At 60.6% G+C, this 21,336-nt stretch carries 19 protein-coding genes and 1 tRNA gene; 4 read left to right on the top strand and 16 right to left on the bottom strand.

Going from position 1 to position 21,336, the window contains the following annotated elements; translation table 11 throughout:
• Window positions 1-65: 65 nt before the first annotated feature.
• Complete coding sequence (locus DBR44_RS03825; protein ID WP_199730963.1) at window positions 66-980, bottom strand: sensor domain-containing diguanylate cyclase; 915 nt, start codon at window positions 978-980, stop codon at window positions 66-68.
• Between the two features lie 274 nt (window positions 981-1,254).
• On the opposite strand from DBR44_RS03825, the gene DBR44_RS03820 reads away from it, so the two are divergent.
• Complete coding sequence (locus tag DBR44_RS03820) at window positions 1,255-2,838, top strand: GMC family oxidoreductase (RefSeq protein WP_124642238.1); 1,584 nt, start codon at window positions 1,255-1,257, stop codon at window positions 2,836-2,838.
• A 47-nt stretch (window positions 2,839-2,885) separates the two neighbouring features.
• Here DBR44_RS03820 and DBR44_RS03815 read toward each other — a convergent pair whose 3' ends face one another.
• The 5 genes from DBR44_RS03815 to DBR44_RS03795 form a co-directional block, all read right to left on the bottom strand.
• Window positions 2,886-3,788 carry a transporter gene (locus DBR44_RS03815; RefSeq protein WP_124642236.1) on the bottom strand — a complete coding sequence of 301 codons (903 nt, stop codon included), beginning with the start codon at window positions 3,786-3,788 and terminating at the stop codon, window positions 2,886-2,888.
• Window positions 3,789-3,856: 68 nt separating this feature from the next.
• Entirely contained in the window at window positions 3,857-5,101 is a 1,245-nt protein-coding gene (locus DBR44_RS03810; RefSeq protein WP_124642234.1) for an MFS transporter, read from the bottom strand.
• Window positions 5,102-5,325: 224 nt separating this feature from the next.
• On the bottom strand, window positions 5,326-6,306 hold the full coding sequence (locus DBR44_RS03805; protein WP_124642232.1) for a helix-turn-helix domain-containing protein: 981 nt from the start codon (window positions 6,304-6,306) through the stop codon (window positions 5,326-5,328).
• A 250-nt stretch (window positions 6,307-6,556) separates the two neighbouring features.
• On the bottom strand, window positions 6,557-7,336 hold the full coding sequence (locus tag DBR44_RS03800; protein ID WP_124642230.1) for a ferredoxin--NADP reductase: 780 nt from the start codon (window positions 7,334-7,336) through the stop codon (window positions 6,557-6,559).
• 102 nt (window positions 7,337-7,438) lie between these two features.
• Window positions 7,439-8,584, bottom strand: a complete 1,146-nt coding sequence (locus DBR44_RS03795; protein ID WP_124642228.1) for a PLP-dependent aspartate aminotransferase family protein — start codon at window positions 8,582-8,584, stop codon at window positions 7,439-7,441.
• Window positions 8,585-8,804: 220 nt separating this feature from the next.
• Between DBR44_RS03795 and DBR44_RS03790 the strand changes: the two genes are divergently transcribed.
• Window positions 8,805-10,559: a long-chain fatty acid--CoA ligase gene (locus tag DBR44_RS03790; protein WP_124642226.1), complete on the top strand. Its 1,755-nt coding sequence runs from the start codon at window positions 8,805-8,807 to the stop codon at window positions 10,557-10,559.
• A gap of 56 nt (window positions 10,560-10,615) precedes the next feature.
• Complete coding sequence (locus DBR44_RS03785; RefSeq protein WP_124642225.1) at window positions 10,616-11,011, top strand: VOC family protein; 396 nt, start codon at window positions 10,616-10,618, stop codon at window positions 11,009-11,011.
• A gap of 22 nt (window positions 11,012-11,033) precedes the next feature.
• On the opposite strand, the gene DBR44_RS03780 is transcribed toward DBR44_RS03785, so the two are convergent.
• From DBR44_RS03780 to DBR44_RS03770, 3 genes are all read right to left on the bottom strand, one after another.
• On the bottom strand, window positions 11,034-11,693 hold the full coding sequence (locus DBR44_RS03780; protein ID WP_124642223.1) for an amino acid ABC transporter permease: 660 nt from the start codon (window positions 11,691-11,693) through the stop codon (window positions 11,034-11,036).
• Between the two features lie 113 nt (window positions 11,694-11,806).
• Window positions 11,807-12,589 (bottom strand): transporter substrate-binding domain-containing protein, encoded by a 783-nt coding sequence (locus tag DBR44_RS03775; RefSeq protein WP_124642221.1) that lies wholly within the window; start codon window positions 12,587-12,589, stop codon window positions 11,807-11,809.
• Between the two features lie 106 nt (window positions 12,590-12,695).
• Window positions 12,696-13,466: a sulfite exporter TauE/SafE family protein gene (locus tag DBR44_RS03770; RefSeq protein WP_124642219.1), complete on the bottom strand. Its 771-nt coding sequence runs from the start codon at window positions 13,464-13,466 to the stop codon at window positions 12,696-12,698.
• Between the two features lie 313 nt (window positions 13,467-13,779).
• On the opposite strand from DBR44_RS03770, the gene DBR44_RS03765 reads away from it, so the two are divergent.
• Window positions 13,780-15,465 carry a DUF945 family protein gene (locus tag DBR44_RS03765; RefSeq protein WP_124642217.1) on the top strand — a complete coding sequence of 562 codons (1,686 nt, stop codon included), beginning with the start codon at window positions 13,780-13,782 and terminating at the stop codon, window positions 15,463-15,465.
• A gap of 148 nt (window positions 15,466-15,613) precedes the next feature.
• Here the strand turns inward: DBR44_RS03765 and DBR44_RS03760 are convergent, their stop codons facing one another.
• The 7 genes from DBR44_RS03760 to ispE form a co-directional block, all read right to left on the bottom strand.
• A complete protein-coding gene (locus DBR44_RS03760) occupies window positions 15,614-16,606 on the bottom strand; it encodes a hypothetical protein (protein ID WP_124642215.1) in 993 nt (330 codons plus the stop codon).
• A 273-nt stretch (window positions 16,607-16,879) separates the two neighbouring features.
• Complete coding sequence (gene ychF, locus DBR44_RS03755) at window positions 16,880-17,971, bottom strand: redox-regulated ATPase YchF (RefSeq protein WP_124642213.1); 1,092 nt, start codon at window positions 17,969-17,971, stop codon at window positions 16,880-16,882.
• 59 nt (window positions 17,972-18,030) lie between these two features.
• A complete protein-coding gene (gene pth, locus DBR44_RS03750; RefSeq protein WP_199730975.1) occupies window positions 18,031-18,615 on the bottom strand; it encodes an aminoacyl-tRNA hydrolase in 585 nt (194 codons plus the stop codon).
• A 74-nt stretch (window positions 18,616-18,689) separates the two neighbouring features.
• Window positions 18,690-19,250, bottom strand: a complete 561-nt coding sequence (locus DBR44_RS03745; protein WP_124642209.1) for a 50S ribosomal protein L25/general stress protein Ctc — start codon at window positions 19,248-19,250, stop codon at window positions 18,690-18,692.
• Between the two features lie 60 nt (window positions 19,251-19,310).
• The gene (locus DBR44_RS03740; protein WP_124642207.1) at window positions 19,311-20,294 is read right to left on the bottom strand and encodes a ribose-phosphate pyrophosphokinase; all 984 of its coding nucleotides are present in this window, start codon (window positions 20,292-20,294) and stop codon (window positions 19,311-19,313) included.
• A gap of 88 nt (window positions 20,295-20,382) precedes the next feature.
• Window positions 20,383-20,457 (bottom strand) — tRNA-Gln (locus DBR44_RS03735).
• Between the two features lie 8 nt (window positions 20,458-20,465).
• The gene (gene ispE / locus DBR44_RS03730; protein ID WP_124642205.1) at window positions 20,466-21,317 is read right to left on the bottom strand and encodes a 4-(cytidine 5'-diphospho)-2-C-methyl-D-erythritol kinase; all 852 of its coding nucleotides are present in this window, start codon (window positions 21,315-21,317) and stop codon (window positions 20,466-20,468) included.
• Window positions 21,318-21,336 lie beyond the last annotated feature (19 nt).

The following is a 21,336-nucleotide window of genomic DNA, read 5'->3' as shown; positions in this document are numbered from 1 at the left end:
AGCCTCGCACTGGAAGTACAAGGAGTACGGCAAGGCAGCGCAACGCTGGAATGGGGGGCGTGGGTCTAGTGGTGGCACAAGCTGTTGCGCCCGGTCGCCTTAGCCTGATACAGCGCAACATCGGCACGCGAATAGATCTGGGCCAGGTCATCACCGGGCCGCCACATGGTGAGTCCGGCCGAGCAGGTATAAGCAAAGCCCGGTTGCTCGGCCAGCGGCCGCGACACCTCCACCGCAGCCAGCATGGCGCGCAAGGACAGCTCGGCCTCGGACTGGCGGTAGCCAGGCAACAGCAACAGAAACTCCTCGCCGCCCAGCCGGCCAAAGCCGTCGTGCGGCCGCAGCATCGGCTGGATGCGCTGCACAAAGTCGATGATGACGCGGTCCCCTGCCGGATGGCCCAGCCGGTCGTTGATCTGCTTGAAATGGTCGAGATCGACAATCGCCACCGCCAGCTGCGAGCCAGTCGCCTCGGCCCTGCTCAGCAACTGGGCAAACTGCTGCATGATGAAGGAGCGGTTGCAAATGCTGGTCAGCGAATCGGTCTGCGCCGCCCGCTGTGCCAAATCACGCGCCTGGCGCAACTCGCGCTCTGACACTTTCAGTTCGCTCATGTCGGTGGCCACGCACATCATGCTGCCATCCGGCTGCATCGCCTCGGTCATCCAGATCCAGCGGCCATCGGTCAGGTCGGCCTCGAAGGCGCGATACGGCTGCTTGCCACGGCGCGAGCGCGCCGACACCAGCCAGGCTTCGAAATCATGGGTATAGATCAGTGCACCGATGCAGCGCTGATAATTGCGCCGCATCAGCTCCGACCAGCTAAGCGTTTCGTCCGGTGCCACATCATAAGCCTGACAAAACGCCGCATTGGCGTAACACAATCGGTCATGGCGATCAAACAGCGCCAACAGCACCGGCGAATCATGCAGCGCCGCCTGTAGCCTGCCGGCCATGGAGTCTTGTTCTTGTAAGGACATCCGCTGGTTTCCCGCCTGTTTTGTCATTGGCCGTCAGCGTGCTCTCACCTTCACGCTGGCGTACCGGTCGGCAATGCCGACACTCTGTTTAAAGATATTTAAAGATAGTGGCCAACTCTTAATACAGCTAATGATTTCTCCCTGAGCCTCTGCATTCTGCCGAGCGCTGGCAAGCCCAGTCAAAGCCCACGGCCATGGCAGTCAACTTGCCTTTTCCCCAGCCCGTAAGCTGAAGTCCCGCCCGGTACGGGCGCAGGAGAACAAGGAGAAGGCAATGCAACAATATGACTATATCGTGGTGGGCGGCGGCTCGGCGGGCTGCACCATCACCTGCCGGCTGGTCGAAGCCGGCAAGCGGGTTCTACTGCTGGAGGATGGCCCGCCCGACAACAGCCCCTTCATCCACATGCCGGCCACCTTCATCAAGGTCATCGGCAGCGAGCGCAGCGTGATCTACCACAGCGAGCCGCAGGCCAGCGCCGCCGGCCGCCGCATGCATGTGCCACAAGGCCGCACCCTGGGCGGCGGCAGCTCGATCAATGCCATGGTGTATATCCGTGGCAGCGCCGCTGACTACGACGACTGGGTCGCCCAAGGCTGCAGCGGCTGGGGGTGGGAGCAGGTACTCCCAGCGTTCAAGAAAGCCGAAAACCATATGCGTCTGTCCGGCCCCTATCATGGCACTGACGGGCCGCTGCACGTCAGCGATACCCGCTACCGCCACCCGCTGAGCCTGGCCTTTGTCAAGGCGGCACAGGAGTGCGGCCTGCCTTATAACGATGATTTCAACGGGCCGCACCAGCAAGGCAGCGGCTTTTTCCATACCACCACCTTCAATGGCCAGCGTGGCAGCACGGCGGCGACCTATCTGGCCGCCGTGCGGCAGCGCGACAATCTGCAAGTGCGTACCGGCTGCTATGTGGAAAAACTGCTATGGCAAGACAAGCGCGCCAGCGGCGTGCAATGGCGTACTGCCGATGGCCAACGCCACGAGGCCCACGCCCAGGCCGAAGTCATCCTGTGCGCCGGAGCGCTGTCCACCCCCAAGATTCTGCTGCTGTCCGGCATTGGCCCGGCCGCGCAGCTGCGTGAACAAGGCATAGCCGTGCTACATGACGCGCCGGAAGTCGGCCAGAATTATCAGGATCACCTGGAGGTATCGGTGTATGGCCGCTGCCGCGAACCGATCAGCCTGCTGGGGCAGGAACGCGGTTTCAAGGCCTTGCGCAATGGCTTGCAGTGGCAGCTGCTGCGCAGCGGGCTGCTCACCTCCAATGTGGTGGAAAGCGGCGGTTTTGCCTGCACCGACGGCGGCAGCCGGCCAGACATCCAGTTTCACGTATTGCCGGTGCTGGTGGGCGATGTGGAACGCGAACCGCTGCCCGGCCACGGCATCTCGATCAACCCCTGCCTGCTGCGGCCCAAATCACGCGGCGCAGTCAGCCTGAGCAGCGCCGATGCCCGTGCCCCGCTGCGCTTTGTCAGCGGGGCACTCAGCCACGAAGACGATGTGGCCGGCCTGCTGCGCGGGGTCAAGCTGGCGCGACGCATCCTGCGGGCACCCTCGCTGCAGCAGGTCATCAGCGAGGAGCTGCTGCCCTCGCCCGCCGCACAGACCAGTGATGCACTGCTGATCGAGCACATCCGCAGCCATGCCAAGACCGTCTACCACCCGGTGGGTACTTGCCGCATGGGCGGCGATGCCGCTGCCGTGGTCAACCCGCGGCTACAGGTCAATGGCGTGGAGGGCCTGCGCATCTGCGACGCGTCCATCATGCCCAGCATCATTTCCGGCAATACCAATGCGCCGGTCATCATGATTGCCGAGCGCTGCGCCGACTTCATCCTGCAAGCCTGAGCCCGCTGCCGCAAGGCAACGGGCTTGTGCTTTTTAACCCGAAGCAATCAGAAGGGCAGCACCAGCTTGGCCCACAGCGAACTGCCCTCTGGCCGGTTGCGCACGGCAAACTCCTTGAGCAGCCTCACTTCCAGCCCCGCCTTGCCCAATTGCACCCGCGCGGCCGGGCCGATGGCAAAAGCTTGGCCACGGAAACCATCGCCATTCACCACCTGGCCATGCTGGGTGTCGTCGGTAGTCTGCTTGACGAAATAGCCATTCAGCCCCAGCCGCCAGTCCGGGCTGACGGCATAGCTGAGTGCATAGTCAAAGTGAAACAGCTGGCCTGACTGATAGTCAGTGGCGCGGTTTTTGCTGTTGAAGGTGTAGGTGATCTTGGCCGAAGCCTCCCAGCCACTGGCCGGCAGCCAGGACAAGGCCAGCACCGGGCGCAGCGAATAATAGTTATTGCCCAGATTGAGCATGCTGTGCTGGTCGTAGCTGCCGGTGGGCAGCGAGATATCCAGTGCCAGCACGCTATGCAATGGCCCCTCATCCCCCCACGCCAGCAGCGGCCCAACCACACTGTCCCCCAGCCCGCTGCGGCTGGCATGTTGCCCACCGGCATCCAGACTGAGCGTGGGCAGGGCGGTGAGTACAAAGCCACCCAGTCGCCCACCCCATAGCTGGCTATCCGACATATACAGCAGCCGGGGCACCAGCACATCGGCAGTCAGGCCGAAACCCGGTACTGAAGACTCTCCCGCCCCATTATTGAACTGGCTGGCGTGATAGTGGTTGTAGTAGAACACGCCATACCAGCCGGCCGGCGGCAAGGCTCCGGCCAGAAAGCCTTCGGCCCCGACGCCGATGGTATCGGCACCAGACTGGGTGGCCTGCGCCGGAGAGGACAGCAGTACGCCAGCCAGCAGGGTAACTGCCAGCAGCGGCATGGATTGTTTGATTCGCATGATGATTGACCTCGATGGCCGCAGCAGGGGCCTGCCCTGCCCGGCGAAATGGGAAGGTACAGCAGGGTTTAGCGGGTAGCGGCATCGCTGCTGCACAAGGCGGCAGCGGACAGCACACGACGCGGCGCGGTTTCACGCAGGCCCAGCGACAGCAAGGCCGGTAGCAGCGCGGCCACCATGGCAATCCACATCACCACGGGCAGGCCGTAGCGGTCGGCGGCCATGCCGGCTGCAGTCGGGGCGACAAAACCGCCCACCAGTTCCCCCACGCCCATGATCATGCCCAGCGCCGTGGCAATGACGGTGGGTGACACGGTTTCGGCCGGAATGGTGGCCATGAACAGGGTGAAACAGCCCAGCCCGGTATAGGTGAGAAACACCAGCAGCAGCAGGGTGGTGAAGTCGTTTACCTGTAACAACACCAGCGGGCAGCAGGCGGCGATCAGCGAAAACAGCACCATGGCTGGCTTGCGGCCGATACGGTCGGAAATGGCCGGCACCAGCGCGCCCCACACCACCCAGGCCACGCCCAGGCTGCTCATCACCGCGCCCATGCTGGCAGGGGTCAGCCCCTTTACCTGCACCAGGAAGGTGGGCGTAAAGGAGATCAGGATGATGAACCAGGTGATATAGCTGCAGGCAATCAGCACGCACAGCAGGATATTGCGATGGCCCAATAGCTGCGCCATGCCCTGTACTGGCAAGCTGTGGCGCACGGTCAGCGCGGCGGACGAGGCATGCGGAGCCCGCTCGCTGACATGACGCCAGATCAGCCAGGCAATCAGCAGACCGGGGATGCAGGACAGGTAAAACGCCGTGCGCCAGCCATAAGCCGTGGCCAACGCAATCAATAGCGGCGGTCCGATCACCGCACCGAGCAAGCCGGGGGCCGAGCCATTGACGATGCCCATATTGAAGCCACGGCGCGCCGGGGTAGAGGCCTCGGCCAACATGGACTGGGCAATCGGCAGCACCGGCCCTTCAGCCACGCCCATCAGCGCCCGGAACAACAGCAGGCTGACAAAGCCGCCAACCAGCCCGGAGGCCGCCGAAAACAGCGAAAACGCCAGCACCGCCAGCAGCAGCATGGGTTTGCGTGCCTGCAAGCGGTCGGACAAGGCCCCCAGTCCCACGCCGGACAAGGACCAGGTCAGCGCCAGGGCCGAGGCCAGCATGCCCAGCTGGGCATTGTCCAGATGCAGTTCGGCGGCGATGAAGGGGAACAGGAAGGATAGCGCCAGCCGGTCGAAAAACACGAAACCGAAACTGAGCGCCAGAATGCCCAGCAGCTTGTTTTCATAGGAGAGTCGCATGCTGGTGCCCTCCCCTGGTGACTGGCTGGCGGATACGCGCCAGCAAAATGGCGAATGGCATGACTAAGTCTCCTCTTTATTGTGATGAACACGACGGCCTGTTGCGACCGTGAGGACACTGTAGCCACTGCCCGAACGCCATCCTTGCCTGAGCCGGACGCCGCCGTTATCCGCAGCAGACATGGCGCGGGCAGGCGGCCATCAGGCTGCGGGTATGGTCGGGTCTAGCGCGGGCCGGACTGGGCGCGGCCTTGCAGGCGGGTATGGCTGGGCGTTTCGCCAAAACGCTGTTTGTAGCTGCGGCAGAAATGGGCGATGTGATTGAAGCCCCAGCGGAAGGCCAGCTCGCTCACTGACAAGTGGCGCAGCGCCGGGTCTTGCAGATCGATGCGGCAACGCTCCAGTCGCCGCCCCCACAGATAGCGGCTGACCGACAGGCCTTCCTGCTCGAAAATGCGTGCCAGCTGGCGGGCAGACAGCCCCAGCGCGCGGCTGATGCGCTCACCGTCCAGCTCGTCTTCGGTCAGGTGCTGCTCGATATAGGCCTTGGCGCGCCACAGGCTGCACAGGGTGGATTTGCCGGCCAGCGCCTGGCCGCACTGCACGGCCCACAAGGAATGCAGCCATTCCAGTAGCTGGCTGGCCTGATGCTCGCGTGCAGCCGCCTGTGCCTGTACTCCTTCAGCCAGCAACTGGCGTACCGCCTGCGGCCCCCAGCCGGCAATACCGACACTGTGATCTATCTTGACCAGCCCCTTCCCCTGCCAGCTGCCCACCTGCTGCTCGAACAGCTGGCGCGGGATATCCAGCACCGCCATTTCCATCTGGTCGGGAAAGCCATGGCCATAGGGCTGGGCGGTGTCATACAACACCACATCACCCGGCACATGCAGCGCGCAGTCCACCCCCTGATGGCTGAAACCACGCCCCTGCAGCATCAGGCAGGCAAAGATGCTGTCGCGGCCATCATGGCGGATGCTGTGGCCGCTGCGGGCCACGGCATGGGCATTGGCCTGAATGGTGGCCATGCGGAACAGGCCGAAGTCCTGATAGCGCAGGCTGGCGTCCAGCTCCTGTTCTGGCTGACGCTGGCACTCCACATCAATCAGCAGCTGCCCTACTTGTTCGCGCCAGAAATCCACCCGTTCGCTGCGGCTGACTGCACGGGTGGAAATGCTGACATCCGTCAGCGCGCGGGCCGTCATCGGCAGCTCCCGGCAGACAGCGAACAAGGTGCAGGACAGCACATGGCAGGCGGCCACGCAGGCCGGCCAGCGCGGCGGGTAATGGTGTTCATGGTTTCTCCTCCGGGTGGCCCTCTTGCGCGGGGCCGTACAGCCGGCGGTGTCATCACCACTCGGCCTGGCCAGACACGGAAATGGCCCGTGCCTGACATTGCTCCATATTATTAACATGTTAAGCAAAGTCAAGACCGGCCATCAGCCAGCCACAGGCTTACCAGCCGTTTTCCAGCACCAGATGCCCCGGAGCGCTCAGCCGGCTCAGGCGAAAGCCCATTTTCATCAGTTGGCGGTGGGTATCCTCCACCATGGCTGGATTACCACAGATCATGAAACGCGAGCGTTCCACCGTCAGTGGCAGGCCGGCGGCCTCCGCCAGTTCGCCACTAGCCAGCAAGGCCGGAATGCGCTGCTGCAACATGCCGGGCTCAGCCTGACGCGTCACCACCGGCAGATACTGCAGCCGCTCGCCCCACTCCGCCCACAAGGGATGCTGGCGCAAGGCGGCGATTTCTTCGCGATAGGCCAGCTCGCCGGCATCGCGCACGCAATGCACCAGCACGATATGGGCAAAGCGCTGCCACACTTCCGGCTGCTGCAGAATGGACAGATAGGGAGCCAGGCCGGTGCCGGTGGCCAGCAGCCACAGGTCTTCGCCGTCCGGCAGGCGGTCTACCGTGAAAAAGCCATTTGCCTTGTTGTCCAGCAGCACTTCATCGCCGGGCTGCAAGCGGGCCAGGCGTGAGGTGAACAGTCCATCCGGCACCACGATGGAGAAGAATTCCAGATGCTCGTCCCAGTTGGCCGAGCACATGGAATAAGCACGCCACACCATGCCGCCGTTTTCCAGCGGCAGGCCGAGCCGGGCAAACTGGCCGGGCGCAAAGCGCCAGGATTCCGGGCGACTCAGGCGGAAGCTAAGCAGCTTGTCGTGCCAGTGCTTGATCGAAAGGATGGGCTGACGGGTGAATTTCTCTGCGGCAGGGGCGCTCATGGCAAATACCTGATTAATTTACTCGGGTAATTTAGCGCAAAGGGCTGGCAGCGGCAAGCCGCACACGGCTTGCCGCCATAAGCGGTTTATCCTGCCAGCCGCTTAATCGGCCAAGGCCTGGGCCAGATCCGCCAGAATGTCTTCGATGTCTTCCACGCCGATGGACAGGCGCAGCCCGCCCTCGCGGATACCCAGTGCGGCCTTCTGCTCTGGTGGCATGCCGCCGTGCGACATGGTGTAGCTGTGATTGACCAGTGACTCCACCCCGCCCAGCGATTCGGCCAGGGCAAACAGCTGCAGCTTGCTGGCGACACGGCTGGCTTCGGCGCGGCTGTCTTCCTTCAGCCAGATGGTGATGATGCCGCCAAAACGGCGCATCTGCTGCTTGGCAATCGCATGGCCGGGATGGTCGGCAAAGCCGGGGAAGAACACCTTTTCCACCTTGGGATGGCCCTGCAAGAAAGCCGCCACTTGCTCGGCATTGTCGCAGTGGCGATCCATGCGCAGATGCAGGGTCTTGATGCCGCGCAGGGTGAGGAAGCAATCCTGTGGCCCCGGCACGCCGCCGGCCGAGTTCTGGATGAACTTGATGTCGGTAAACAGCTGCTCGTCATTAACCGCCACCAGCCCCAGCAGCACATCAGAATGGCCGCCCAGATATTTGGTGGCCGAATGCACCACGATGTCGGCCCCCAGATCGAGCGGGTTTTGCAGATAAGGGGTGGCAAAGGTGCTGTCCACTGCCACCTTGGTGCCATGCTGATGGGCAATGGCCGACAGCGCGCTGATATCCACCAGATTCAGCAAGGGGTTGGTGGGCGATTCCAGCCACAGCAGCTTGGTGCGTTCGCTGATGATGCCGGCCAGATTGGCGGCGTCAGTCAGGTCGGCAAAGGTCACGGTGATGCCGGCCGGCTCCATCACCTTGGTCAGCAGACGGTAGGCACCGCCGTACAGGTCGGCCACGGCAATGACTTCATCACCCGGCTTCAGCGTGGCACGCAGCACGGCATCAACGGCGGCCATGCCGCTGGCAAAGGCCAGACCATGCTTGGCGTTTTCCAGGCTGGCCAGGCAGCTTTCCAGCGCGGCGCGGGTGGGGGTGCCGGTACGGGCATAGGCAAAGGGCAGTTGCTCGCCGATTTCGGCAAACTCGAACACCGAGGTCTGGTAGATCGGCGGCATTACCGCGCGGCTGTGCTGGCTGCTGTCATGGCCGGAGTGGATGGTCTTGGTGGCAAATTTCATGATGTATTCCTGATTTTTCGCTGCTGCAGCCCACCGCCAGCGAGTTGAATAGCCCCGGAGGGCACACCATACCGCTGGCATGAGCAAAAGCACGATCACTGCAAAACCCGGCAGCTTGCCGGCATTTTCTTGATTATTCCCAATAATCCGCCGCAATTTTCTTTACAGCGCCATCGATTGGGGCTATTTTTCGCCGTTTCAGATTCAAACGGCTGTACGAATGAAGCTAGAACGCGCTTTTGACATTCTCTTTCACCAACTGGAAACCCTGCCGCGCGCAGATTGCCTGTCTGCCAAAACCGGCAAGCAATGGCAGTCGCTCAGCAGCGCCGACGTGATGGAGGCGGTCAATGCCGTCAGCCTGGGCCTGCTGCAACTGGGCATGGTACGCGGCGACAAGGTCGCCATCGCCGCCGACAACTGCCCGGCCTGGACCATCGTCGATCTCGCCCTGCAACAGATCGGGGCCATCAGTGTACCGCTCTACCCCACCTGCACGCTGGATGATGCACGCTATATCCTGGCTCATGCCGAGGTCAAGCTGGCCTTCGTCGGCAGCGCTGCCCTGCACAAAAAACTGTCGCAGGCGCTGGATGGACGCAGCTGCCCGCTATACGCACTGAGTCCGCTGGCCGGGCTACCCACCTGGACCGAGCTGCGCGAGGCCGGCCGCCATGGCGACCTGCGCCAGCTGGCTGCACTGCGCAACAGCATCCAGGCCGATGAGGTGTTCACCATCATCTACACCTCGGGCACCACCGGCCGCGCCAAGGGTGTGATGCTGTCGCACCGCAATGTGGTCAGCACCGTCATTGCCACCGCCGAGCACACCCGCCTGCCGCCTGGTCAATGCCGGGCGCTGAGTTTTCTGCCGCTGTCGCACATCTTCGAGCGCGCCGGCGTGTTGTACTACCTGCTCACCGGCACCGGCGTGTATTTTGCCAGCGTCGACAGCCTGTCCACCAGCCTGAGCGAAGTGCGCCCGCATACTTTCAGCGCGGTGCCGCGCGTGCTGGAAAAAGTGCATGAAAAACTGGTGGGCAAAGCCAAGGAACTGTCTGGCTGGCGTCGCCGCCTCTACCTGTGGGCGATTAGCCGTGCCGAAGCCTATCAGCCGGATCAGCCGCCACGCGGCTTGGCTGCACTGCAACACGCGATTGCCGACCGGCTGGTCTACCGCAAGTGGCGTGCCGCCATGGGTGGCGAGCTGCGCTGGGTGAATGTCGGCTCGGCGGCGCTGCAGCCACGGCTGGCGCGCCTGCTGTGGGCCAGCGGCATCGCGGTGGCCGAAGGCTATGGCATGAGCGAAACCGCGCCGGTGATCAGCGCCAATCCCTTTGCTGCAAAAGATGTGCGCATCGGCAGCGTGGGCATCCCGCTCCAGGGCGTGGAGCTGAAACTGGCCACCGATGGTGAAATCCTGGTGCGCGGGCCAAATGTCATGGTGGGCTATTACAAGGAGCCGGCACTCACCGCCGAAACCTTGCAAGACGGCTGGCTGCATACCGGTGATATCGGCGTGCTGGAGCAGGGTTATCTGCGCATTACCGACCGCAAGAAGGAAATGTTCAAGACCAGCAACGGCAAATACATCGCCCCACAATTGCTGGAAAACAAGCTGAAGGAATCCGCCTTCATCGATCAGATCATGGTGGTGGGCGACGGACAGAAATTCGCTGCGGCGCTGATCGTGCCACTGTATGAACGGCTGCAGGAATGGTGCCAGGAACATGGCATCGCTTACACTACCAATAGCGAGATGCGCCTGCATCCGCGCATCGTCGAGCTGATCGAGCGCGAAGTGAAACGCTTCAACCGTCACTTTGGCAGTTGGGAGCACATCAAGAAGTTTTCCCTGCTGGACAAGCCCTGGTGCGTGGACGCCGGTGAACTGGCCCCCACACTCAAGCTGCGGCGCAAGGTGATCAGCGAACGCTGCCGCGCCCTGATCGACAATATGTACCGCCACGCCTGAGCGCCGCGCCTGCTAGCGCGCCGGCCCCGGCTGGCGCCCAACACGCAGGAGCTTTCATGATTGCCGCGATTGACCACATTGTGCTGACCACCGCCCACCTGGATGAGTGCATCGCTTTTTATTGCGATGCGCTGGGCATGACGCTGGAGCGCTTCATCGGTGGTACGCCGCCAGTAGAACGGCTGGCACTGCGCTTTGGCCGGCAAAAGATCAATATCCACGTGCGGGGCAAGGAGTTCGAGCCCAAGGCTCACCTGCCCACGCCCGGCTCGCTTGATCTGTGCTTTGTTGCCGAGCTGCCGCTGACCGAGGTCATCCAGCAGCTGCAAGCTAGGCAGATTGCCATTGTCGAAGGCCCGGTGCAGCGTACCGGTGCCACGGGCAAGATCAACTCGGTCTATGTTCGCGACCCCGATCACAATCTGATCGAAATTTCCGAATACCTGTCCTAGCTCGGCCCTTACGGGCAGTGGCTCAACGCTGGTGCGCCAGCTCCAGCTTGCGCTCCACCCGCTTCTGCAGGCGCTCGAAGCTGGCACTCATCATCCAGTACAACGCAGCCGCGCCCAGGTAGAGCGGCAAGGGCTGGAAAGTCTGGGCAATCACTTCCTTGGTGGCCAGCATCAGCTCGGTGACGGTAATCACCGATACCAGCGAGGTGTCCTTGATCAGGCTGATCAGGGAGTTGGACAGGCTGGGCACCGACAGGCGCAGCGCTTGCGGCGCCACGATGTAGCGCATGGTCTGCCACCAGCTCAGGCCCAGCGACAGGCCGGCATCCCACTGGCCACGCTCCACCCCGGCAATACCGCCGCGCAGGCTTTCCGACAAATAAGCCGCCACATTCAGCGTCAGCGCCAGCACGCCGGCAGGTACCGGCTCCAGTTCGATGCCGATGCCAGGCAAGCCATAATAAATCACGAAAATCTGCACCAGCAGCGGCGTGCCGCGCATGGCGCTGACGTAAAAAGCCACCAGCTGCGACAGCACCGGCACCTTGCCCACCCGCAGCAAGGCCACGACAAAGCCCAGCAGCAAACCCAGCACCATGGCCACCACCGCAAACATCAGCGTATACAGCGCGCCCTTGAGCATCACCGGCAAGGCGGCCTCGATCAGTCCTGCCCATTCCATGCATTCATCCCCGTTCAGAAACACCTGCGCCCCTGACCGGCAGGGGCGCAGCAATCAGCACATTCTAATGGTACTGACGGTAAAACACGATGCCCGCAAAGGGCCAGACCAGCTTACTTGGCAGCGGTCGGTGCCTTGGACACGTCGATACCAAACCACTTGGCCGAAATCTTCTTGAAGCTGCCGTCGGCCTTCATGTCATTCAGCGCCTTGTCCACCGCCTGCTTGAACTTGGGGTTGTTCTTGGCAAACGGAATGCCCATGGTGGTGATGTCACCCACCGGATGGCCTGCCTTCAAGGGCAGCTTGGCTTGCTTGATGGCAAAAGGAATCAGCAGGCTGTCGTTGAGTGCAGCGTCGATACGGCCGGTAGCCAGGTCCTGCAGGTTTTCCGGAGCCGACGGATACACCTTCACCTCGATGCCATTCACCGCCTTGACCATGTCGGCATAGTTGCTGCCCTGGCCCACGCCTACCTTCTTGCCTTTCAGATCATCCAGCGACTTGAACACGCGGCTCTCGTTCTTGCGCACGATCAGCTGGGCGCTGGAATAGGTATAAGGCTGGGAAAAATCGAAGGTTTCCTTGCGCTTGTCGGTAATGCCCACCTGGTTTACCACCACGTCAAACTTGCCAGCTTGCAGGCCGGCCAAGAGGCCACTCCACTCGCCCGTGGTGAACTCCGGCTTTACCTTCAGGCGCTTGGCCACTTCGGCAGCCACTTCCACGTCAAAGCCGGTGAGCTGTTGATTGGCATCCTTGAAGGTGAAGGGCGGATAAGTCCCTTCCACGGCGATTTTCAGCGTACCGCGCTGTTTGACGGTGTCGAGCAGGTCAGCAGCCATGGCGTGGCCAGCACAGGCGGCGATAAGGGTAGCCAGCAGAATCTTTTTCATATCAAAATAACCCTGAGTTATTTTAAACAAACAATTTAATCAAAGACGGAATATATCAATACTCGCGCCGGCAAGCCAGCAACTTCTGCATCAGCATACTCCAGCCTCAGCGCACAAACAGCCACACGGTCAGCAAGCTGCCCACCACCACCACAAAACCGCGCAACTGACGCTCCGGCAGGCGGTGCATCAGCCAGCCGCCGACCACCCCACCGGCAATACCACCTGCGCCCAGCGCCAGCACCGCCGACCAGTTGATCAGCGGCGAAAAGGCAAAGATCGCCACGGCCGAGGCATTCATGGTCATGGCCAATGCATTCTTGGTGGCCGTGGCCATCCGCACCTGCTGGCCGGCAATGGTCAGCGCTGCCAGCATCAGAAAACCAATGCCACCACCAAAATACCCCCCATACACGGCAATCGCCCCCTGAATCAGCAACAGCAAGGGCGTAGGCAGATGACGTGGCGCGGCATCCGCCCCCGCCACCGGTTTGCGGCGAAAGCTGCCCCAGGCAAACACCAAGGTGGCAAACAATACCAGCCAGGGCACCAGCCGGGTAAAGATGCTCACCGGCGTCGACAGCAATAGCATCGCGCCCAGCACGCCACCAATCAGGCTAACCACAAACAGCTGCCGAAACGGCACCGGCCCGACTCCGCCCACCAGCTTGCGCCCGGCCAGCGCCGAGGTGATCTGGCTGGGAAACAGCGCGATGGTGCTGCTCATATTGGCCGCCAGCGGATTCAGCCCGGCCAGCAGCAAGGCGGGAAAGGTAATGAAAGAACCGCCACCAGCCAGTGCATTCTGAATACCTGCATACAAGCCTGCAGCGGCAATCAGCGCCAGCAGGGGGAGTGGCAGGGACAAGGTAGACATAAACAGCTCCGCAGGAAATCGGCGACACGCCAGCCGCCATTCTGCCTTGGATACCAAAGAAAAACACTCGGGTTTCCCCGCGCGGGCAACCACTGGGAGCGCAGCATACCAAAAGCAGCTAACAACATAGCGTGGCATCCCTGGGGCGAGGCGCGCCGACGCAGACAGTAGCAGTAGTACGGCAAGCAGGCGCAACGCAACAGCAGGTTTTTTGTTAGCGGCCCCGAGCAGACTGGCCGCCAGCCAGCGGCCCTGTTAGGCTGTCGGCATAAGCCGACAAGGCCGCCAGCATCCACTGCTGCAGGGAGACAACATGAAGCTGATCAAAGGAGCCGCCGCCATCCTGGCGCTGGCCGTAGCAGGATGGTGCGGCATTGCCCCGGGCATTGTCGGCATGCGTACCGAAGACAAGATGCGCAGCGACTTTGCCGCGCTGGGCAACAGCAGCGCCGGGTCATTGCTCAGCCTGCAGCAGTTTGACCGCGGCTGGTTCAGTTCCAGTGCCCGCGCCCAGCTGAAATTGCCGCTGGGCGGCCAGCAGCAAGTGTTCCAGCTCGACTACCACATCAACCAGTTTCCCCTGCCCTTCGTGCGCTGGTCGCGCACCGATACCACCATCACCCCGCTGGATGCCCAGGGCCAGGCCGGCCAGCCACTGCCGCTGCAGCTTTACACCATCCGCGCCACCGATGGCAGCAGCACCAGCCACCTTTCCGGGCAGGACATCACCCTGGGCGGCCCGGCCGGCTCGCTGACCTTCAGCATCAACGGCACCACCCGCACCCAACAGGGCCAGCCCATCAGCTACGACCTGACCCTGCCCAGCATCAACTACCGTGCCGCCGCCTCGACGGCTGGCGGCATCACCCTGAGCATGGCCAATCTCAAGCTCAATGGCAGCCTGGCTGCATTCAGCACACCGGATGAGCCATGGGCCTCGCAACTGACACAGCAATTCGACAGCACCAGCCTGCAGAGCGACAGCATGCCACTGGCCCAGCTTGGCCCCGCCCATCTGGATATTGCCGTACAGGACAAGGCCGGCAATGTCGATGTCAGCTATCGCACCCACCTGTCCAGCCTCAAGCTGACACCGCCTGGACTACCGCCCATCCAGCAGGACAATATCGATGCCGATTTCAGCTACAACAATCTGCACAAACAGACGCTGACCGCCTGGCAAACCGAAGCGCTGGCATTGAACAACCGCGCCGACCTGCGCGCCAACCCGGCCGCCATGCATCAGGCATCAATGGCACTGGTCTACAAATACATGGGCGGCTTCCTGGCCCAATCACCCAATTTCAAGCTGGACCGCCTGTCCTTCCACATGCCGCAGGGCAGCTTCAAGGCCAATTTCGCCATCAGTTTCGATGGCTCGGGGGTCAAACCGGCCGACATCACCCAGGCGTGGCTGGCAACACAAGGGCCGCGTCGTAGCACCCTGCAAGCCGGCATGACTGTAGAACGCAGCCTGCTCGACGGTCTGCTACCCCGTAGCGGTGGCCCGGGACAAACCGCCCAGGCACGGGCCAGTGCCGATGCCATGCTTGCGCAATGGCAAGCACAGGGGCTGATCAAGGACGATGGCAAATTCATCAGCAGCAGCCTGCAGATCGACAGCAGCGGCATCAAGGCCAATGGCCAGCCACTGAGCCTGCCTGCAGCCATGGCCGGCATGAGCGGAGCGCCGGCCCAAGCCGCTCCCGCCACGCCCATCACACAGGCCCCAGCAGCCACACCCGCCCCGGCAGCCGCTCCAACCATTGCGCCGGCCCCGCCGCTGGCACCGCCTCCCGGCCAAACCGTCCACACCGCTCCGGCAGGCGCCAACATCAACCCTGCACCAGCCGAAGCCGCCGCACCAGCAACCACCAGCCAGGCCGCACCGGCCAAACCGGCCCCAGTCCACCATGCCCTGCCCGGCCCGCAGCGCGACCTCAGACACTGCCTGAGCCTGCCCAGCGACCGCGCCATCATGCGCTGCGCCGAGGGTTAAGCCAGCCTCACTCCGCACCAAGCAAAACGCCCCTGGGATTGACTATCCAGGGGCGTTTCACATGCGGCAGCGGCAAAACCTGCAGCCTAGCTGCCTGGCACGCTAACGTACCTCATGGCAGGCCACAAATATGCACGCTTGGCTGCACTCATTTCTCAAGACGACACCGCAACTCAGCCTGAAGTGTCGGCCACAGCTCACGTACCAAGCCAATCAGCAGCGCCAGAATCAGCCCGGCAAACACACTCATGATCAAATACTGTGACTTCTTGCCACTGGTGGCCGGCGAAGCCGCTTTGGCCAATGCAGCAATCTGTACGTCGTGCTCGACCTGAGGACGAATCAGCATGATGCGCTTTTGCAGCACATCGATAAGAACTGTATCAAAGTAATAATTGCGTAGCAGCTTCCATTGCTCGGGACTGAAATGCTTGGCCGACGTGGTTTGACCATTGTCATTCGGCAGGGATGGCAACTCGACAGTGGAGGCCTGGGCACCATCGCCTTGTGCATAGACAAACTGTACATCGTGCCAAGCCATCGCTTGCAACTGTCGCCGTGTTGATTCATCCAGAGTAGCCAAGCCTCCCGGGATCAACTGTGCTAGCTGCACCTGATTACGCTCCTGCTCAGCCTGAACCATTGCCAACTGCCCGCGCATTTGCGACCACTGCCGGGAGAATGGCGTCAGTCCCTGCTCCAGCACCAACTCCTTGCCAACACGTACGGCAGTATTAGCCAAGCGCACAGCCTTAGCCGCATCGGGAGATTCCGCCTTGATTTCGAGGCTGCCATCCTTACCCACGGTAGCATTAACCGTACCGATATCTTTTGCTGGCTCTAGCTGCTTTGCAACACGCTTCATCACCTCATCTCCTTGCAGAGTAGATGCAATTAATGCGGTAGACGTTGGCCCATTATTAGCTACCCCACTCGGAGTAATCAGCATGATTGCAGAGGCTTGAAAGCGCTCAGGCAAGCGCGACATGACAAGTATTACCAGCAAAGCACCAAACAAGGGGAGCGCTACCAGGATTTTCCAATATTTTCGGCAAAACAATATGACATCAACTAACCCAATTTCTACTTCATCTTGATTTGATTTCAAAGAAAACCCCTCAAATATGATTAAATAATTCAACGCCGATAATGCACAATAATGCCGAAATCTTTTACATTTTCCAGCAGAAATAATACGTCAAACAACGTGAGTAGCACTAAATTATTCGTCGGCAATATCTATCTAGCAAACATCGCAGACTACTCTCTGTACCACAAAATTAATTCACCCAAATTATTCATTAAGCATGAGCCGACATATCCAGTACCTGTAATGAATTTAAAACAGCCCGTAGACACAAAGTCCACGGGCTGCTAGTCGAACTGAATAAAATCAGATGGCCGCTTTTGCTGGTCAGACGTTGAACAGGAAGTTCATCACGTCACCATCCTGCACCACGTACTCCTTGCCTTCCGAGCGCATCTTGCCAGCTTCCTTGGCCTTGGCTTCGCCACCCAAGGTGATGAAGTCGTTGTAGGCAATGGTCTGGGCGCGGATGAAGCCACGTTCGAAGTCGGTGTGGATCACACCGGCGGCCTGCGGGGCGGTGTCGCCCACGTGGATGGTCCAGGCGCGTACTTCCTTCACCCCGGCGGTAAAGTAGGTTTGCAGGCCCAGCAGCGTGTAGCCGGCACGGATCAGGCGGTCCAGACCTGGCTCTTCCAGGCCCATTTCGGCCAGGAATTCAGCTTTGTCAGCGTCTTCCAGATCGGCAATTTCGCTTTCGATGGCGGCACACAGTGCCACCACCGGCGCGCCTTCGCGCTCGCCCAGTGCCTGCAGCTTGTCCAGGTAGGCATTGTTCTTGAAGCCGTCTTCAGACACGTTGGCTACATACATAGCCGGCTTGATGGTGAGCAGGCACAAGGGTTTGATGATGGTGACTTCTTCATCGGACAGCTTGAGCGAGCGCACCGGCAGGCCCTGGTCCAGATGCGGCATCAGTTTTTCCAGCACGGCGATCAGCGCGCGCGCGTCCTTGTCGCCGGACTTGGCTTTCTTGCCTTCGCGCTGCATGGCTTTTTCGACCGAGGACAGGTCGGCCAGGGCCAGTTCGGTGCCGATGGTTTCGATGTCGGCAATCGGATCGACCTTGCCGGCCACGTGCACGATATTGTCGTCGTCAAAACAGCGCACTACGTTGACGATGGCGTCGGTTTCGCGGATGTTGGCCAGGAACTGGTTGCCCAGGCCTTCGCCCTTGGACGCGCCCGCTACCAGGCCGGCGATGTCGACGAATTCGACGATGGCCGGCTGGATTTTTTGCGGGTTGATGATCTTGGCCAGTTCAGCCAGACGCGGATCCGGCACTTCCACGATGCCCACGTTCGGCTCGATGGTGCAGAAGGGATAGTTGGCGGCTTCGATGCCGGCCTTGGTCAGCGCATTAAACAGGGTGGACTTGCCAACATTGGGCAGGCCAACAATACCGCACTTCAGACTCATGTCAGCATTCCTTGAAATCGGTTCACAATCAGGCGGGCCGTTTGCGCCGGCCCGGTTCATTACTTGGCTGCAGTATGCAGCTCTTTCATGGCCATCGCCATATTGCCGGCAATGGCCAGCGGCAGATAATTCAGTGATTTGAGCACAGCGTCATCAATGGCGCCTTGCTCTTCTGCGCGCGGCTTTTTCAGCACGAAATTGGCTACTTCATTGCGGTCGCCCGGATGGCCGATGCCCAGGCGCAGGCGCCAGAAAGCCGGCGAACTCAACCGTGCGGCGATGTCTTTCAGGCCGTTGTGGCCGCCATGGCCGCCGCCCTGCTTGAGACGGGCCGTGCCCGGTGGCAAGTCCAGCTCGTCATGCACCACCAGGATCTGGTCGGGCAGAATCTTGTAAAAATGTGCCAGCGCCAGCACGGCCTGACCGGACAGGTTCATGAAGGTCAGCGGCTTGAGCAGCCAGATATCCTGGCCTTCGATCTGGACGCGGGCAATATCACCGTGGAACTTGCCCTCGGTACGCCAGTTGCCCTTGTATTTCCAGCACAGCTCGTCCAACAGCCAGAAGCCGGCATTGTGACGGGTCTTTTCGTAATCCGGGCCGGGATTGCCCAGACCGACAATCATGCGAATGGCAGACATGATCGAGAATTCCAATAAAAAGGCTCGCTGCGGGCGGGTAGCCTCACAACGAGCCCTTGTCAAACAAGCACTAATGCTTAGGCGTTGGCCAGAGCAATGGCTGCGTCTTCGCCACGAACCAGGGCGGCGATTTCAACACCGGCCGGCAGTTTCAGGTCGGACAGGTGTACAGCTTCGCCTACCTTGATGGCAGACAGGTCAACGTCAATGAACTTCGGCAGGTCGCCCGGCAGTGCGCGAACTTCCACTTCATTGATGATGTGGCTGATCTTGGCGCCTTGCAGCTTAACGGCGTCCGACTGGTCGGCGTTAATGAAGTGCAGTTGAATCTTTACGTGTACTTTTTGGCTCAGGTCAACACGTTGGAAATCAATGTGCATCACTTGCTGTTTGTACGGGTGGTTCTGGAAGTCACGCAGGATGACAGCTTGCTTCTGGCCGTCGATAACCAGATCCAGAATCGCAGAGTGGAAAGCTTCTTCCTTCAGTGCGTAGAATACGGTGTTGTGGTCCAGAACGATGGACTCAGCAGCACCATTGCCGTATACCACGGCCGGCAGTTTGCCAGCGTGACGCAGGCGGCGGCTCGCACCAGTACCCATCTCTTCGCGCTTGGCGGCGATCAATTCATAAGCCATGTAAAGCTCCAGTATTTCAAGTTAAAGGCACCAGCCCCGCCGCGACCAGCGGGCCTGATGTTACGGCAGGCAGGCGCCCGACGAAACCAGTTCCTCATTGAAGAGGTAGGACACCGATTCCTCGTTGTTGATGCGGCGCAGCGTCTCGGCCAGCAGGCCGGCGATGCTGGCAACCCGGATGTTCGGGCAGGCCAGGGCCTGTGCAGTCAACGGAATGGTGTCAGTGACAACGACCATGTCGATGTCGGAATTCTTGATGCGATCCACGGCCTGGCCGGAGAAAATCGCATGGGTCGCATAAGCCAGTACACGCTGGGCACCGCGCTCTTTCAGAGCGGAAGCGGCCTTGCACAGGGTATTGGCGGTGTCGATCATGTCATCCACGATCAGACAGGTACGGCCGGATACATCACCGATGATGTTCATCACCTCGGCCACATTGGCCTTGGGACGACGCTTGTCGATGATGGCGAGGTCAGTATTCAGTGCCTTGGCCATGGCACGGGCACGTACCACACCACCCACGTCCGGGCTGACCACGATCAGATCGTCAATGCGCTGGGCACGGATGTCTTTCAGCAGCACCGGGGTAGCGTAGACGTTGTCCACCGGGATGTCGAAGAAACCCTGGATCTGGTCCGCGTGCAGATCGACGGTGAGTACACGGTCGATACCGGCGCTGGTCAGCATGTTGGCGACCAGCTTGGCGGAGATCGGTACGCGCGCCGAGCGCGGACGACGGTCCTGACGGGCGTAGCCAAAATAAGGAATGGCTGCGGTAATCCGGCCGGCAGAAGCACGCTTCAGCGCGTCAGCCATGGTCAGGATTTCCATCAGATTGTCATTGGTGGGGGCACAGGTGGACTGCAGGATGAACACGTCGCGACCACGGACATTCTCCAGCAGTTCAACGGCGACTTCGCCATCGCTGAACTTGCCGACATCGGCGCGGCCGAGGGAGATATCCAGATGCTTGACCACGTTTTGAGCGAGTTCCGGGTTAGCGGTCCCGGTAAATACCATCAAACTGTCGTATGACGCCATGATTCCATTTGCCTTAGCAGGATAAAGAAAAAGCGTGTAAGGGATTCTTACACGCTTTTTTCATGCTCTCTCTATTGAGAGAAAGTCTTGGCTGGGGAGGTAGGGATCGAACCTACGAATGCCGGAATCAAAATCCGGTGCCTTACCACTTGGCGACTCCCCAATAAACTTTCATTCAATGTCCAGCAAGGGGTGGCTATTCAGCCCTTTTGCAACAAATCCCTTATATTTTACGGACATTGCCTGATAAACTTTATCGGCTTCTTCCTCTGACTGGCACTCCAGAAACACACATGCTCCTGAACCAGTCATCAGCGGCGAACCATATTTTTTCAACTCGCTCAGTACTTCATTCACCGCCGGGTACATCTCTGAAACAACTTGCTGCAGCGCGTTTCGTCGTTGCTGCGTTGTTTCGAGGATTCGCATTATGCTGATGGTGCCTTCCTCTGTCAACACCCTTCCGGCAAAATTCTGAAAGATTTTTGCTGTCGGCACATGAACACCGGGGTGAATGACCACGTACCATGCGGGTTTCAGATTGATTTCATTCAGTTTTTCGCCAATCCCGGTCGCCAGCGCATTTTTGCCAAAAATGAACACAGGAACGTCCGCGCCCAGCGACAAACCCAGCTCCATTAATTTTTCACGTGAAAAATTTGTTTGCCACAGCCGGTTCAACGCCAATAAAACCGTAGCGGCATCGGAACTGCCACCGCCCAAACCGCCGCCCATGGGGATGCGCTTGGTCAAACGGATGGCAGCGCCAAGGCTGCAGCCGCTTGCTTGCTGCAACAAACGGGCCGCTCGTACCGTCAGGTCCTGCGCCGGTGCCACGCCATCAATCGGGTTGAGCAAGACAATCTGGCCATCGTCGCGCACGGCTAGTTCCACCGTGTCGCTGTAGTCGATGAAGCGGAATACCGTTTCCAGCAAATGATAACCATCAGCGCGTTTGCCGACGATGTGCAGCAGCAGGTTGAGTTTGGCCGGCGCGGGATAACTGTGAAATTGTGGGGACATGCGGGAATTCATCCGGAAA

The organism is Aquitalea sp. FJL05 (genome assembly GCF_003852595.1).
Taxonomy (GTDB): domain Bacteria; phylum Pseudomonadota; class Gammaproteobacteria; order Burkholderiales; family Chromobacteriaceae; genus Aquitalea; species Aquitalea aquatilis.
Note: the sequence above shows the minus strand (reverse complement) of the source record. Positions and strands in the feature narration are given on the sequence as shown.